Source organism: Candidatus Eisenbacteria bacterium, assembly GCA_005893275.1.
Classification (GTDB): Bacteria; Eisenbacteria; RBG-16-71-46; order SZUA-252; family SZUA-252; genus WS-7.
Map to the genome: position 1 here is coordinate 1 of VBOW01000012.1, position 13,748 is coordinate 13,748.

The 13,748-nt window shown below is 67.4% G+C and carries 9 protein-coding genes; 8 read left to right on the forward strand and 1 reads right to left on the reverse strand.

The window, feature by feature from the left end:
• Window positions 1-5 precede the first annotated feature (5 nt).
• The gene (locus E6K76_00735) at window positions 6-2,039 is read right to left on the reverse strand and encodes a T9SS type A sorting domain-containing protein (GenBank protein TMQ60741.1); all 2,034 of its coding nucleotides are present in this window, start codon (window positions 2,037-2,039) and stop codon (window positions 6-8) included.
• A gap of 608 nt (window positions 2,040-2,647) precedes the next feature.
• On the opposite strand from E6K76_00735, the gene E6K76_00740 reads away from it, so the two are divergent.
• The 8 genes from E6K76_00740 to E6K76_00775 all read left to right on the forward strand — a co-directional run.
• The gene (locus E6K76_00740) at window positions 2,648-3,361 is read left to right on the forward strand and encodes a hypothetical protein (GenBank protein ID TMQ60742.1); all 714 of its coding nucleotides are present in this window, start codon (window positions 2,648-2,650) and stop codon (window positions 3,359-3,361) included.
• Between the two features lie 39 nt (window positions 3,362-3,400).
• On the forward strand, window positions 3,401-4,948 hold the full coding sequence (locus E6K76_00745) for an aldehyde dehydrogenase family protein (GenBank protein ID TMQ60743.1): 1,548 nt from the start codon (window positions 3,401-3,403) through the stop codon (window positions 4,946-4,948).
• A gap of 31 nt (window positions 4,949-4,979) precedes the next feature.
• Window positions 4,980-6,041, forward strand: a complete 1,062-nt coding sequence (locus E6K76_00750) for an asparaginase (GenBank protein TMQ60744.1) — start codon at window positions 4,980-4,982, stop codon at window positions 6,039-6,041.
• Window positions 6,038-8,944, forward strand: coding sequence for a pyruvate, phosphate dikinase (locus E6K76_00755; GenBank protein TMQ60745.1), 2,907 nt, complete (start codon window positions 6,038-6,040; stop codon window positions 8,942-8,944). Before E6K76_00750 ends, E6K76_00755 begins: the two co-directional genes overlap by 4 nt.
• Window positions 8,941-9,702, forward strand: coding sequence for a glycosyltransferase (locus tag E6K76_00760; GenBank protein ID TMQ60746.1), 762 nt, complete (start codon window positions 8,941-8,943; stop codon window positions 9,700-9,702). The genes E6K76_00755 and E6K76_00760 overlap by 4 nt, the downstream gene beginning before the upstream one ends.
• Window positions 9,699-10,925: a hypothetical protein gene (locus E6K76_00765; GenBank protein TMQ60747.1), complete on the forward strand. Its 1,227-nt coding sequence runs from the start codon at window positions 9,699-9,701 to the stop codon at window positions 10,923-10,925. Before E6K76_00760 ends, E6K76_00765 begins: the two co-directional genes overlap by 4 nt.
• A 34-nt stretch (window positions 10,926-10,959) precedes the next feature.
• Complete coding sequence (locus E6K76_00770) at window positions 10,960-11,913, forward strand: CDP-alcohol phosphatidyltransferase family protein (GenBank protein TMQ60748.1); 954 nt, start codon at window positions 10,960-10,962, stop codon at window positions 11,911-11,913.
• Between the two features lie 286 nt (window positions 11,914-12,199).
• On the forward strand, window positions 12,200-13,748 hold a 1,549-nt coding region (locus E6K76_00775; protein ID TMQ60749.1), incomplete at its 3' end, for a hypothetical protein.

Here is a 13,748-nt window from a genome sequence, read left to right on the forward strand (position 1 = left end):
GAAGCTTACCTCGCCATCACCGCCTTGATCACGTCGGTGCTGCCGCCGGAATCCCCCTTGATGAAGTAGATGCCGGACGGAGCGCGACCTCCGCTCTGGGTCTTGCCATCCCAACTCACGGAGTGTTCACCCTGCGGGAACCACTGGTTCACGATCGTCCGAACCAGCTCGCCGCGCGTGTTGAAGACCCGCACGCTGGCGATGCCCGGCTTGTCGATCGCGAAGGAGAACTTCGTTACCGGGTTGAACGGGTTCGGGTAGTTCTGCTGCAGAGCTATCACCGAGCCGGCAAGGTTCTTCCTGCTCAGCTTGATGTACCCGAAGCCGAGGAACTGCCGGCCGACCTGGTTGGAATACGCGCGCACAGCCAGCGGAACGGTCTGGTTCACAAGGCCCAACGCCACGATGCGGGCCGAGATGGTCCGCCGGGTCCACCGGCCAATGAGATGGTGGTTCAGCCCATTGATCGTATCAACCACGACTTTGTAGTCGCCGATGTTGCCGAAGATACAATTGACGCCGAAACACAGATCCGGATCCGGCTCGGGATCGAAGCAGGGGATGGTTTCACCGGGCCCCAGACCCAACAGGGCCGCCATGTCCATGTCGGTGCAGTCGACCCCCTGCTCGGTCTTTGTGCTCTTCATCGGTGACCCTAGCATGGTCGGGCTCACGACGATGCTCCGGCGGCACCGAATGCCGTCATAGGGGGTAGGCTCTGCATAAAACCCGAAGTTGGGCTGGTTTGCTGCCCTACAGACATACCCGGCCGCGATTGTCTGGGACGGGAAGCTCAGATCCGCCGTTATCAGAGAGTCCCCTTGGGTCGGCCTGTCCAGGTCGATCTTCGATGGGGAGACGCTGACGGCCATCGGCAGCGGCGGCACACAGTTCTGCACGTATTCGCCGCGCCAGACCTGAACGCCGAAGCCGGCTGCCTGCGAGATGAAAAGGAAGAAATTGAAGGGAATGCCGTCGTTCGTCGTGTTGACGATCGTAGAGACGCTCGGATCGACATCGCCAGCCAGGTCGACGCTGATTCCGCACTTCTTCCCGGTTGCCAGATCGAGCTTCCAGATGTCCTGCGGATTCGCGGGATCCTCGTTGGATGCCGCGTCGTAGTAAAGCGACTGCCCATCGCTGGACCAGGCCGGATTGTCGTGCGTGACGGTCGCCGGGTTTACCTCGGCCTGCGTGGCGGTCTCTCCGAGACCGTTGCTCGTTGGGTTCAGAAGCCAGATCTGGAACGAGCCGAACCGATTCGTGACGAAGGCGATCTGCGTGCCATCTGGCTTGTAAGCCGGCTTGAACTCGGCCTTGCCGTTGAGGATTGCCTGGCTGTTGACATCCCCTTCGAGGCCGAGCTGGTGGCGGGTGCGCGAAGACTCATCGACCGTTACCATATGGTTCACCGGATCGAGGCTGACGTTCACGCTCCAGAGGTCGATGGAAGGACCGAACGCGTCGGAATCATACGCGATCTGGGTGCCGGCCGCGTTCCACGCCGGGTGGCGGTGGTGCACGCCGCCCGAGCCGTTGGCGATGAGGAACGCGGAGCCGAGCTTCACGCCACCGCTGGTCGAGGTCGCGGTATCGAACTGCTGCACGTAGATGCTTGCCGCCGAGACCTCGTTATCGGTCTGCACGAAGGCGAGCCACTTCCCGTCCTTGCTCCAGGCCGGGTCGACATACGAGACATCGGCGTTTGGGTCCACTTCCAGCTCGACCGGGGAAATTCCGCGGGCGGCCAGCTGGTCAACGTTCCTATAGAGCCAAATCTCGCCCGTGCTCTCCTTACCAAAAACCGAGCTGAGCGTGACAAAAGCGAACCACCGCTCCAGCCTGCGGCTCGTGGCCGTTCCAGCCCCAGCGGCGGGGGTCGGTCTCAAGGAAGGCGAGAATTTCCCTCTGATCAGAGGATCGCCGTTCGTGAGAAAGTCGAAAGCGCCGCGGAGGCCGGCTTGGCTCCTCGCCGGGAGCAGCGAAGCCGCCAGCACCAAGATTGCGACAACGCTTAGTATTCTCTTCATTCCATTCATCTCCTCTCTAACGCAGGTAAAAGCGAGAAGACACCCTCAAGAGGATAAGGATAACAACACTCCGAGCCCAATCACCTCCTTAACCTTCGTGATTCTAGCCGAGCTAAATTGAAGTGTGGTCTCACAATCGGAAGAGCGGACACCATTAAGCCACTTGACACAGTATACGCGACGAACCCCCGCAGTGTCAAGCGATTTTTGGAACTTACGCCGATTTCTGTTGTTCAAAAAGACCTTGACACCCCGTCACTTGCCTCCTACGCTGCGCTCCTATCCGACCCGGGCAGGGAGGTGGGCGCCGGGTTGGCCCGGCCGGGACTTCCAACGGGCCGGAACATGGCTCTTCCCCCCCGATTGGCCAAATTCAGGAACACGTCGTCACGCCGGGGCAGACTTGCGTACGAAGGGGCCGTTAATGCCTTTTCCAGCTAAGAGATTAGCGGTCGTGCTCCTTGCCGCCTCCTTGAATACCGCCGCTGCGAGCGCCGCCCAGATGGCCATCCCACGGAGCCCCAACGCGGTGCGCGCCTACTTCACCTCCCGCACCGGTCCAAACACGGTTCTCCGTATGGAGCGGAGCGCGGGCCGAGTCGGACAGTACCGTCTGGATGGGTTACCGCGTTCGACGCACGATCAAGGGCATTTCCCCAACCCCGCTGGAGGTCGTGGGGGAGTACAGAGCGCGCGATACCGTTACCAGCGCTTGCCTTGCAACCGCACAGCCCTGCGATCTTTCGCAATTCCACATATACGGGAGAGGGTTTTTCTTCAAGGGATTCAGCAATAATCTCTCAGGCGGCAAGTACATCATCGATTACCCTCCGGGCGCCCCGGTGGACAATTGCGACAGCTGCCGGCTCTTCGCGGATCAGGGGAACTTGGGCGGGTTCACCTCCCTCTATGCCGTCACCTCGATCGACACCATTCACATCACGGGCAGCGACTTCACCGAGAGCCCGATCGATTCCAGTGAGATCGTCACGGTCCAACCCTCCGGTCCTCCCGCCGACAACCTCGAGCGAGTGGGCGTGGTGCCGAACCCGTTCAGGGGCTCGGCGGAATGGGATCCCGCTCCCGGGCAAAACCGCGTGCACTTCATCCACCTCCCGGCCGGCTCCACCGTCCGGATCTTCACATCGAACGCCGAGCTGGTTCGCGTCTTGACCCAGAATCCGAATGCAAACCCCGGAGGCGTGACCGGGGATCTCGAGTGGGACCTCAAGAACGCCGACGGGCGAAAGGTAGTCTCCGGAATCTACATCTATCAGGTAGAATCGGCGGAAGGTCATCGCGTCAAAGGACATTTCGTCGTCATTCGCTAAGCCGCCAGTCCGCGCAAGGAGGGTGGCTCGGAGGATTTCATGAGCGCCCCCACGGCAACGCCGGCAGCCCGGTCCCAGGGCCGCCCCCACCCACCCGAATCGGCCGCCCGCGAGTACTTGAATTTGATCGGGGGGAAGTGGCTCCCTTCCCGGTCCGGAAAGAGCTTCGAAAACCGAAATCCCGCCCGCACGTCCGACCTCATCGGAACCTTCCCCGACTCGGGGCCCGAGGACGTGGATTCGGCCGTCCAGGCCGCCTCGCGCGCCTTCGCGCCGTGGCGTCTCACGCCCGCGCCTCGCCGCGCCGAGCTCATCTACCGCGTGGCCGAGATCCTCCGCGACCGGAAGGAGGAGCTTGCGCGCCTCATGACCCGCGAGATGGGGAAGGTGCTCGCGGAAACCCGCGGCGACGTCCAGGAAGCGATCGACATGGCCTACTACATCGCGGCCGAAGGTCGAAGGCTTTCGGGCGTGACCGTTCCCTCGGAGCTTCCGAACAAGTTCGCGATGTCCGTGCGGCAGCCGCTCGGCGTCTGCGGCCTCATCACGCCGTGGAATTTCCCCATGGCGATCCCCTCCTGGAAGATCTTTCCGGCGCTCGTCTGCGGCAACACCGTCGTCCTCAAGCCGGCGAGCGACACGCCCGGCTCGGCGCACCGGCTCGTCGAGGCGTTGGTCGAGGCGGGCGTACCCGACGGCGTCGTGAACATCGTCCACGGCGGCGGGAGCGCGGTCGGAATCCCGCTCGTGATGCATCCCGACGTGAAGATGATCTCCTTCACCGGATCCTCCGACGTCGGCAAGACCATCGCCGAGCGCTCCGCAAAGACGCTGAAGCGGGTCTCGCTCGAGCTGGGCGGGAAGAACGCGCAAATTGTCATGGAGGATGCCGATCTCGATCTCGCGATCGAAGGCGCTCTGTGGGGGGCGTTCGGCACGACGGGGCAGCGCTGCACGGCGACGAGCCGGCTCATCGTGATGAAGGAGATCCACGATGAGGTCTTGCGGAGGCTCAAGGAGCGCGCCTCGAAGCTCAAGCTGGGCGACGGCCTCGAGCCCGGGTCCGAAGTGGGACCCCTCATCAATCGCGCCCAACGCGACCGCGTGCACTCCTACGTGGAAATCGGCAAGGGCGAAGGGGCCACGCTCGTCCTGGGCGGCGCGCCGGCCGACCAAGGCGCCCTCGCGGAGGGGGCCTTCTATCAGCCCACGATCTTCGATGGGGTGAAGCCGACGATGCGGATCGCGCAGGAAGAGATATTCGGCCCCGTTCTCTCCGTGATCACCGTCTCCTCGCTGGAGGAGGCGATCCAGGTCTTGAACGGAACGCCGTTCGGGCTCAGCTCCTCGATCTACACCCGGGACGTGAACCGCGCGATGCGCGCGGTCCGGGACATCGAGGCCGGAATCACCTACGTGAACGGTCCGACGATCGGCGCGGAGGTGCAGCTTCCCTTCGGCGGCGTGAAGGAGACCGGGAACGGCCACCGGGAGGGCGGCCCGACCGTGATCGACGCCTTCACGGAATGGAAATCGGTGTACATCGACTATAGCGGGCGACTCCAAAAGGCCCAGATCGACCGCTGAGGTCGCGCGTCGAGGCGCGTCGTTCCCGACCATGCCGGAGACCAGAGCCCTCGTGGATCGTGAGGTGGCGGCCCCCGCGCCCCCCGCCCCCCTCGTGCATTTCCTGAGGGGCGGGTACGTCGAGAGCGTCCACTACGGCCACGTGGCGGTCGTCGATCAGCGCGGAAAGCTCCTGGCCTGGGCCGGCGATCCCCGCGCTTCCGTGTTTCCCCGCTCCGCGTTCAAGCCGTTTCAGGCCCTTCCGCTCGTGGAATCGGGCGTCTATTCGCGAGCGGGGCTCGGGGCATCCGCCCTCGCCCTGGTCGCGGGCTCGCACGGCGGCACCGACGACCAGGTCGCGCTGGTCCGGTCCATCCTGGACGCGGCGCAGGCGGACCCCGCCGCGCTCCGCTGCGGCGTTCACGAGCCCTACGACGAGCCCACCGCGAAGGCGCTCCGGGCGAGGGGGGAGGCGCCGACCGGGCTCCGCCACAACTGCTCGGGAAAGCACGCGGGGATGCTCCTGCTGGCGCGGGCGACGGGGGAGCCGCTCGAGAGCTACCTCGATCCCGGACACCCGGTCCAGCGGATGATCTTCGACCGATTTGCCGCGCTCCTCGGCGCCCCGTTCGAGGATCCGGTTCCGGCCATCGACGGTTGCAGCGCCCCGACTCCTCGGATCCCGCTCGCGACGCTCGCCCGGGCGTTCGCGCTTTTCTCGCGCGGCGTGGACGCCCGCGGGCGCCCCGTGCCGGCGCTCGTCCAAATCCGCGACGCCATGGCAGCGCACCCCGAGCACGTCGCGGGCGAGGGGCGCCTCGACACGCTCCTCATGCGCCGCCTGCCAGGGGTCGTGGTTTCGAAAGCGGGGGCGGAAGGCATGCACGCGATCGCGCACGTGAAGCGGGGGATCGGGATCGCGGTCAAGATCGCGGACGGCGGCCGCCGCGCGCTCAAGCCCGCGGTGCTCGCGGTGCTCGAGCAGCTCGCGCTCCTGACCGGCGAGGACCGCGAGGCGCTCCAGCCGGCGGATGAGATGGTCCTCAAGAGCTACGCGGGGCTCGTGGTGGGGGAGATCCGCTCCGCGGTCGAGCTGAGGCGGGTGAGCCGGTGAGCGCGGAGCGGGACCCGGCCCTCGCCGCGGCGGACCAGGCCCTCGCCGGGGCGGCCCCGCCCGCGGAGCCCTCTCCGGGGCACCGCCCCCGCTGGGTCTATTTTTTCGGGGACGGCCAGGCGGAAGGGAACGCCCGCATGCGCGATCTCCTCGGCGGGAAAGGCGCGGGCATCGCGGAGATGGTGAACGCCGGCATCCCCGTCCCGCCGGGGTACACGATCACCACCGAAGCCTGCCAGCAGTTCTTCGAGGCGGGGGGCCGCCTCCTCGATTCGATCGTGGAGGCGGAGGAGCAGGCGTTACACAGGCTGGAGCAATTCCTGGGGCGCCGCCTGGGCGATCCCGCGAATCCGCTTCTCGTGTCGGTGCGCTCGGGCGCGCCGATCTCCATGCCCGGAATGATGGACACGGTCTTGAACCTCGGGCTGAACGACCAAACGGTCGAGGGGCTCGCGATCAAGAGCCGGAACCCGCGCTTCGCGTTCGACAGCTACCGACGCTTCATCCAGATGTTCTCCGACGTCGTGCTGGGCATCCCGCGCGAGGTCTTCGAGGAGGAGCTGACCCTCGCCAAGAAGCGCGCCCGCGTCGCGGATGACACCGGGCTCGACGAGAAGCGCCTCCGCGGCCTGGTCGATCGCATGAAGCAGCTCGTGCGCCGCGAGATCGGCGCCGAGTTCCCGCAGCAGGCGCGGGAGCAGCTCGCCAGGGCGCGCGATGCCGTATTTCGCTCCTGGAACACGGAGCGCGCGGTGCACTACCGGCGGCTCAACAGCATTTCGGAGCACCTGGGCACCGCGGTCACGGTCCAGGCGATGGTCTTCGGGAATCTCGGCTCCCGGTCCGCGACGGGGGTGGGTTTCACGCGGGATCCCGCCACCGGGGAGGCCCGCTTCTACGGCGAATATCTCCTGAACGCCCAAGGCGAGGACGTCGTCGCCGGAATCCGCACGCCCCGTCCGATCGAGGAGATGGAGCACGAGCTTCCGGAGGCCTCCGCGGCGCTCCGCGAGATCACCTCACGGCTCGAGCGGCACTACCGCGATGTCCAGGACTTCGAGTTCACGATCGAGGAGGGGCGCCTCTTCATGCTCCAGACCCGGCGCGCGGCGCGCACCGGGCAGGCCGCGCTCCGGATCGCGGTCGACATGGTGGACGAGGGCCTGCTCACGAAGAGGGAGGCGATCGAGCGCGTGGAGCCCGAGCATCTGGATCAGGTGCTCCATCCCGTGCTCGACCCCGCCGAGCGCAGGAAGCACGCGCTGCTCGCCCGCGGGCTTCCCGCCTCTCCGGGCGCCGCGGCGGGGGCGATCGTCTTCACGTCCGAGGAGGCGGTCCGGCGCGGGCAGTCCGAGCGGGTGATCCTCGTCCGCGCCGAGACCTCCCCCGACGACATCGCCGGCATGAGCTCGGCGAGGGGAATCCTCACCGCGACCGGCGGGATGACCTCGCACGCGGCGGTGGTGGCCCGCGGCATGGGCAAATGCTGCGTGGCCGGCTGCACGGCGCTTTCGATCGACGAGGGGAGGCGGGTCCTGCGCGTCGGCGGCCGGACCCTGCGCGAGGGGACCTTCCTCTCGCTGGACGGCTCCACGGGGGAGGTGCTCCTGGGAGACGCGCCCACGGCCGACTCCGAAGTGGTCCGCGTGCTCCGGGGAAAGCTCAAGCCCGAGGGCGCGCCTCTCTACCAGCGATTCGAGCGGTTGACCCAGTGGTGCGACGAGGTGCGCCGGCTTCGCGTGCGCGCGAATGCCGACGTGCCGCACGACGCGCGGCTCGCCCGGCAGCTCGGCGCCGAGGGGATCGGGCTCTGCCGGACGGAGCACATGTTCTTCGCCGAGGAGCGCATTCCGTACGTCGTGACTATGATCCTGAACGCCCAGGAGGCGCGCCAGGCGAAGCTCGCGATCGAGCGGCTGTCCGGGGAGCTGAAGGTCGCCGCGCGGTCGGAGCGTCCGCGCTTGAAGCGCGAGCTTGCGGAATCCCAGCGCAAGGGGAAGGAGCCGATCCGCGCGTTCGAGGCCGCGCTGAAGAAGCTTCTTCCGCTCCAGCGCGCCGACTTCCGGGGTCTCTTCCTCGCGATGGAGGGATGCCCGGTCACGATCCGCACGCTCGATCCGCCGCTCCACGAGTTTCTGCCGAAGCGCGAGCATCTCTTGCAGGAGCTGGCCGGGTTGAAGCACGGCCCCCGCTCCTCCGCGCGACGAAAGCTCCTCGAAGCCACCCTTCGGCGGGTCGAGGAGCTTCACGAGTTCAACCCGATGCTCGGGTTCCGCGGGTGCCGGCTGGGGATCCTCCATCCCGAGATCACGCGGATGCAGGCTCGCGCCATCTTCGAAGCCGCGGCAAGCGTGATCGGGCTCGGGAAGAGGGTGATTCCGGAGATCATGATCCCCTTGGTGGGCGACCCGGAGGAGCTGGGTCGCCAGCGCGCCGAGGTGGAATCGGTCGCGGAGGAGGTGACGCGGCGCCTCGGGGTGGAGGTGCCGCATACGATCGGCACGATGATCGAGGTGCCGCGGGCGGCGGTGCTCGCGGGGGAGATCGCGGCCAAGGCCGACTTCTTCTCCTTCGGGACAAACGACCTGACCCAGATGACCTTCGGCTATTCGCGCGACGACTCGGGACGCTTCCTGCCGGAGTACGTGCGCGCGGGGATTCTGCCGAGCGATCCCTTCGTCTCGATCGACGTGCCGGGGGTGGGAGCCCTGGTCCGGCGGGCCACGTTCGCGGGGCGGAAGAGCAAGCCCGGGCTCAAAGTCGGCGTCTGCGGCGAGCACGGCGGCGATCCGGCGTCGATCGATCTCTTCGAGGAGGTCGGGCTCGATTACGTCTCGTGCAGCCCGTTTCGCGTTCCGCTCGCGCGCCTGGCCGCGGCCCGCGCCGCCCTGAAGCGGATGTGAGCCCCGCGCTCCGCGTCGACGCGATCATCCCCGCGCTCGATGAAGCCGATTCCCTGGGACGGGTGCTCGACCTGCTCCCCTCCCCCCCGGTGCGGCGCGTCATCGTGGCGGATAACGGCTCGACCGATTCGACCCCCCGAATCGCCCGCGACCACGGCGCCACGTGGGTCTTCGAGCCGCGCCGAGGCTACGGCGCCGCCTGCCTCAAGGGCATCGAGGCGCTCGCCCAGGATCCCCCCGACGTGGTGCTTTTCCTGGACGCGGATCTGAGCGACGACCCGGCCGAGGCCGGGACCGTGCTCGGCCCGATCCTCGACGGGCGCGCGGATCTTGTGATCGGATCCAGGACCGCGGGGACGCGTGAGCCCGGGGCGCTCGCCCCGCACGCGCGGTTCGGGAATTGGCTCGCGACGCGCCTCCTCCAGGCGCTCTACGGGGTGCGCTACACGGACCTCGGACCCTTCCGGGCCATCCGATACGATTCGCTGAAGCGGCTGGGCATGGCGGACCGCGATTTCGGCTGGACGGTGGAGATGCAGGTCAAGGCGGCACGCTTGGGACTACGGTACGCCGAGGTCCCGGTCCGCTACCGCCGCCGCGTCGGCCGCTCGAAGATCTCCGGCACCCTCGGGGGCTCAATCCGGGCAGGCATGAAAATCCTGGGTACCATCTTCGCGGACTACCTGACGAAGGGCCCCCCTCGCGCGGGGGTTTCGCGTCCGCTCGGCGGCTCCCCGCGCCCGGGGGCACCTTCTTGACCCATCTTCGGGGATCGGAGTACCATGGCGCCACCTTGGCCCGCTCTCTCGCGACCCCGGTTGTCCGCCGCCTCTCTCTCGTTGCGATGACCCTCGCGGCCTCCGCGTACACCCCTCCGCCGCTCCTGCACACGAACCTGAACCCCCAGTCGGCGCTGACCTGCCGCGGATGCCATGTCGACATCACCCAGCAGTGGGCGAGTTCCGCCCACGCCTCGGCCGACAGAAAATCCAATCTTCTCTTCGGACGGATGTACTTCGCCTCCCTCAAGGGGACGCGCGGCGTGACCATGGTGAAATGCGGTCCGTGCCACGAGACGATTTCCTTCGTGACGAACGACTTCGAGAAGCTCCGGGATGTCAGCGCCGAGGGCGTGACCTGCGTTTACTGTCACGCCATCGCCGGCGCCGGGCCGCCCAAGTCGGTTCCGCCCTTCACGCTCGAGCTGGGGCCTTACTTGGGGCCGATCCGCCAGCCGGTGGCGGTGAAGGATCACGCATCCAAGTACAGCGATTTCATCACCAAGTCCGACTATTGCGGTGGATGCCACCAATACGAAAATCAAAACGGCATCCTGATCAGCGACACCTTCGGCGAGTGGAAACGCTCGAAGTACGCGAAGCAAGGCGTCACATGCCAGCAATGCCACATGCCCGGCGGCTCGGGACGCGCCTCCTCGCTGGGTCCGGTACGGCCGCGCGTCGCGGATCACTCCTTCGCGGGCGCGGGGCGAGCCCTCCGGGACGCGGTGACGCTCGCGCTGCGCCTCGGGAAGCGGAGCGGCGACACGCTCCGCGTCTTCGCGATCGTGACGAACGTCGGCGCCGGGCACGCCATGCCGACCGGGAACGACCAGCATATGCTCCTGATACGGATGCGCCTGACCGACTCGGGCGATCGGATCGTGTGGGAGAACGACCCCTTCCAGGATTGGAACAGCTCCGTCTTCGGTCTCCTGCTCGCGAACGACCTGGGCGGCTACCCGGCCGAGACCTGGACGGCGAGCAAGGTGCTTTCGGATCGGCGCATCCAGGCAGGCGCGACCGCGCAATCGCGGTTCGACATCCCCATCCACGACGCCCGGGGTGCCTTGCGTCTCGAGGCCCAGCTCCTCTACCGGAGGGCCCGCCCCGAGACCATCCACGTTTACAACTTGCCCGGGGACACCTACGACACGGAGCGGCGCGTGGCGCAGGCGACGCTCCAGATTCAGAACCCCTAGACAAGACCAGGTCGAAAATCCTACCGTAGCGGGCATGCGCTCCGACCTCCTAGGGGAAATCCGCAGGGAAGGCTATACGCTCGGCGCGATCTGGCGTTTCTGCCGCGTGAGCCTCGCCCGGGTCTCGCGCGGCCTTCCCCAGCATCCGGAGCTGGTGCGGCCGATCGCGGCAACGGCGCTCGGTCTCTTCGCGCTGCAGTTCGCCGCCGCGGTCGCCCTTTCGGTTCATGTCGGACGCGACGTCGGGGTGGATTACCTGATCGCCTCGAGCGTGATGCTCCTATTCATTTCCTTCTGGGTTCTCACCCACGTCGGGCTCCAGCTCGGCTCGCGGGATGGACAGCGCGTGATCCGAATGCCGCTCCCGATCGCGATCACGATGCTCCGATTCGTCTCGATCCCCGCGATCGTGCTCTTGATCCTGAACCATCACTGGGCCGCGGTCGTATGGCTCTTCGCGGTGAGCGCATTCACCGACGTCCTGGACGGCGTGCTCGCGCGCCTGCTTCACGTGGAGACGCGGATCGGCGCCCTCCTGGACCCCTTGACCGACGTGGCGTTCAACTCCTCGATATTCATGGCGCTCCTGGTCGTGGGCGTCGTGCCGTGGTGGGTGACCGCGCTCATGCTCACGCGCTATGCCCTGCTCGTCGGGGGGACGGTGTACCTGTATTTCTTCTACGGCCCCGTGCGGATCAAGCCGACCTTGTTCGGAAAACTGACCGGGGTCTTGACGTCGGTCCTGCTCGGGCTTCTCCTGTTCGGCCTGTCGTGGTGGAACGAGGCGACGCGGCACAGCTTGAAGGAAGTGTTCGACGTCGGCCTCGGCGTGATGGGCCTCGCCACGATCATCCAGGTCGTGTTCATCGGGCTCGCGAACCGGAATCTGGCGCCCGAGGTTGAAGAGGTGTTCCCCGCCGCCGAGATGCTCCGCGCTCCGGAGACGCGCCCCGCCAAAGTCGTCGGCGAGATCCGAGGGCCAAGGTAGCGCGCCCCGGCTGAGTCTCGACCGGCCGGCTCGAATCCGGCCATTCCCGCCAGGCAAATTCGATTCCGCATTGCAATCCGCACGGCATCCCCGCTCCCCGCGCGGGCGCCGCAAGGCGCGGCCATCGACGTGGTTGCAAGAGGGTCCGGCTCGCTGAGTTAACGGGGCGATCCGCGGCGGGCGCGGAATTCCTCCGTGGCATGGCTCTTGCGGTCCAAGCCGGCGCTAAGTCCCTGCGATTCAACGGAAGAGCGCAGCGCCGAGACCTCTCATCGACCCGAGGCCCATGCCGGAAGCAGCCCAGCCCCGCAAGACCCGCGCGATCCCGACGCGCCGACGCACGCGCATGCGCGCGGCGCGCGACGCGGTCCTCGCGATGGCCCTGCTCGGAGCCGCTCTGGCGCCGCCCGCGCTCGCGAGTCCCGGCACGGGGACCGCGATCATCCTCGGCCCGAGCGCCGTGGCGGTGACGGACAGCAGCATCTGGACGATTCAATACACCCCGACCGAGAATTTCTCCGGCTCCGGCGGCACGATCGACATCGTCATTCCCCCAGGGTGGACCCCGCCGCAGACCTCGAATCCGACCTCGCCGGGCTACGTCAACTGGACCGACGCCAACTACGTGAGCTCGGTGACCATTACCGGGGACACGATTCGTCTCCTCCTCGGCGCGCCCCCGCAAGATCCATTTCAGCCGCCGGGCGCGTCCGTCAGCGTCCTGTACGGGGCCGGCGGAGGGCACGCTTCGGCACACCCGCAGACGACGGTGCAGGACACCGTCTATTTCAACGTCCTCAGCGATCCCACCCTGACCGGATCGCCGGCCCCCATTCCGTCCTCTCCCTGGGTCTCGGTGATCGCGGGCCGGGTCGTCTCGGCGACCATCGTGGACGGGGCGGATGCGGCGGTGGGCTCCCTGGTCCGCACGACCGACCAGGACACGACGCAGCTCTTCCTGCGCGGGCACGACGCGTACGGAAATCGGACACGCCTGATCTGCGCGGACTGGACGCTGAGCGGCGGAGTCGGAGGGGCGGTGCCGGCCAACGGCACCGGCACCGCGCTCAGGCTCGACACACCGGGCACAGGCTACGCCATCGCGGACAGCGCCGGGGTGTGGTCCGATTCCACGGGGGCGATCTCGGTGGTCCACGGGGCCTATGCGGGGCTCGAGATGACCGCTCCGGGTTCCGCCTCGGCGGGCACTTCGTTCCCGGTGACGGCGCGCTCGAGGGACGCGGACGGCAACACGATCACGGGCGGCCCGGGATCGGCCGCCTCTCTGACCTACATCGCGTTCGCCGATTCCGTCGGGCCCGCGCCCGCGGATCCGAATCTCGTGAGCGACGCCGCCGCGCTTTCGAGCGGCGCCTACTCGGGATCGCTCGCGGCGCGGAAGCCGGGCGCGTTCTACTTCTCCGTGATCGACTCGGCGACCGGGTTCGTCTCCTCCCGGCATCGCGTCGCGGTTTCCCCGGGGGGGCCCGACAGAATCGCGCTCCGTCCCGACACGCTCCGGCTGACGGCGGGGGTGCCCGACACGGTCACGGTGCGGGTCACGGACGCGTTCGGCAACCGATCTCCGGTCTCGGCCTCCGAGACCCTCACGCTCTGGACCGATCGTCCGGCGGGCGCCTTCCAGAACGTCGCCGGCACGGCCACGATCTTCGAGGTCACGATACCCGCGGGCGCCGACTCGGCGCGCTTTCGCTTCCGCGACACGCAGACGACCACGGCCGAGGGGCGGCTCCGCGCCATCGACGCGAACGGCAACCCGCCTTTTCTCGGGACCGCGGGCGCGCCCGTTTTCACCGCCCCGAACGTGCCCGCAG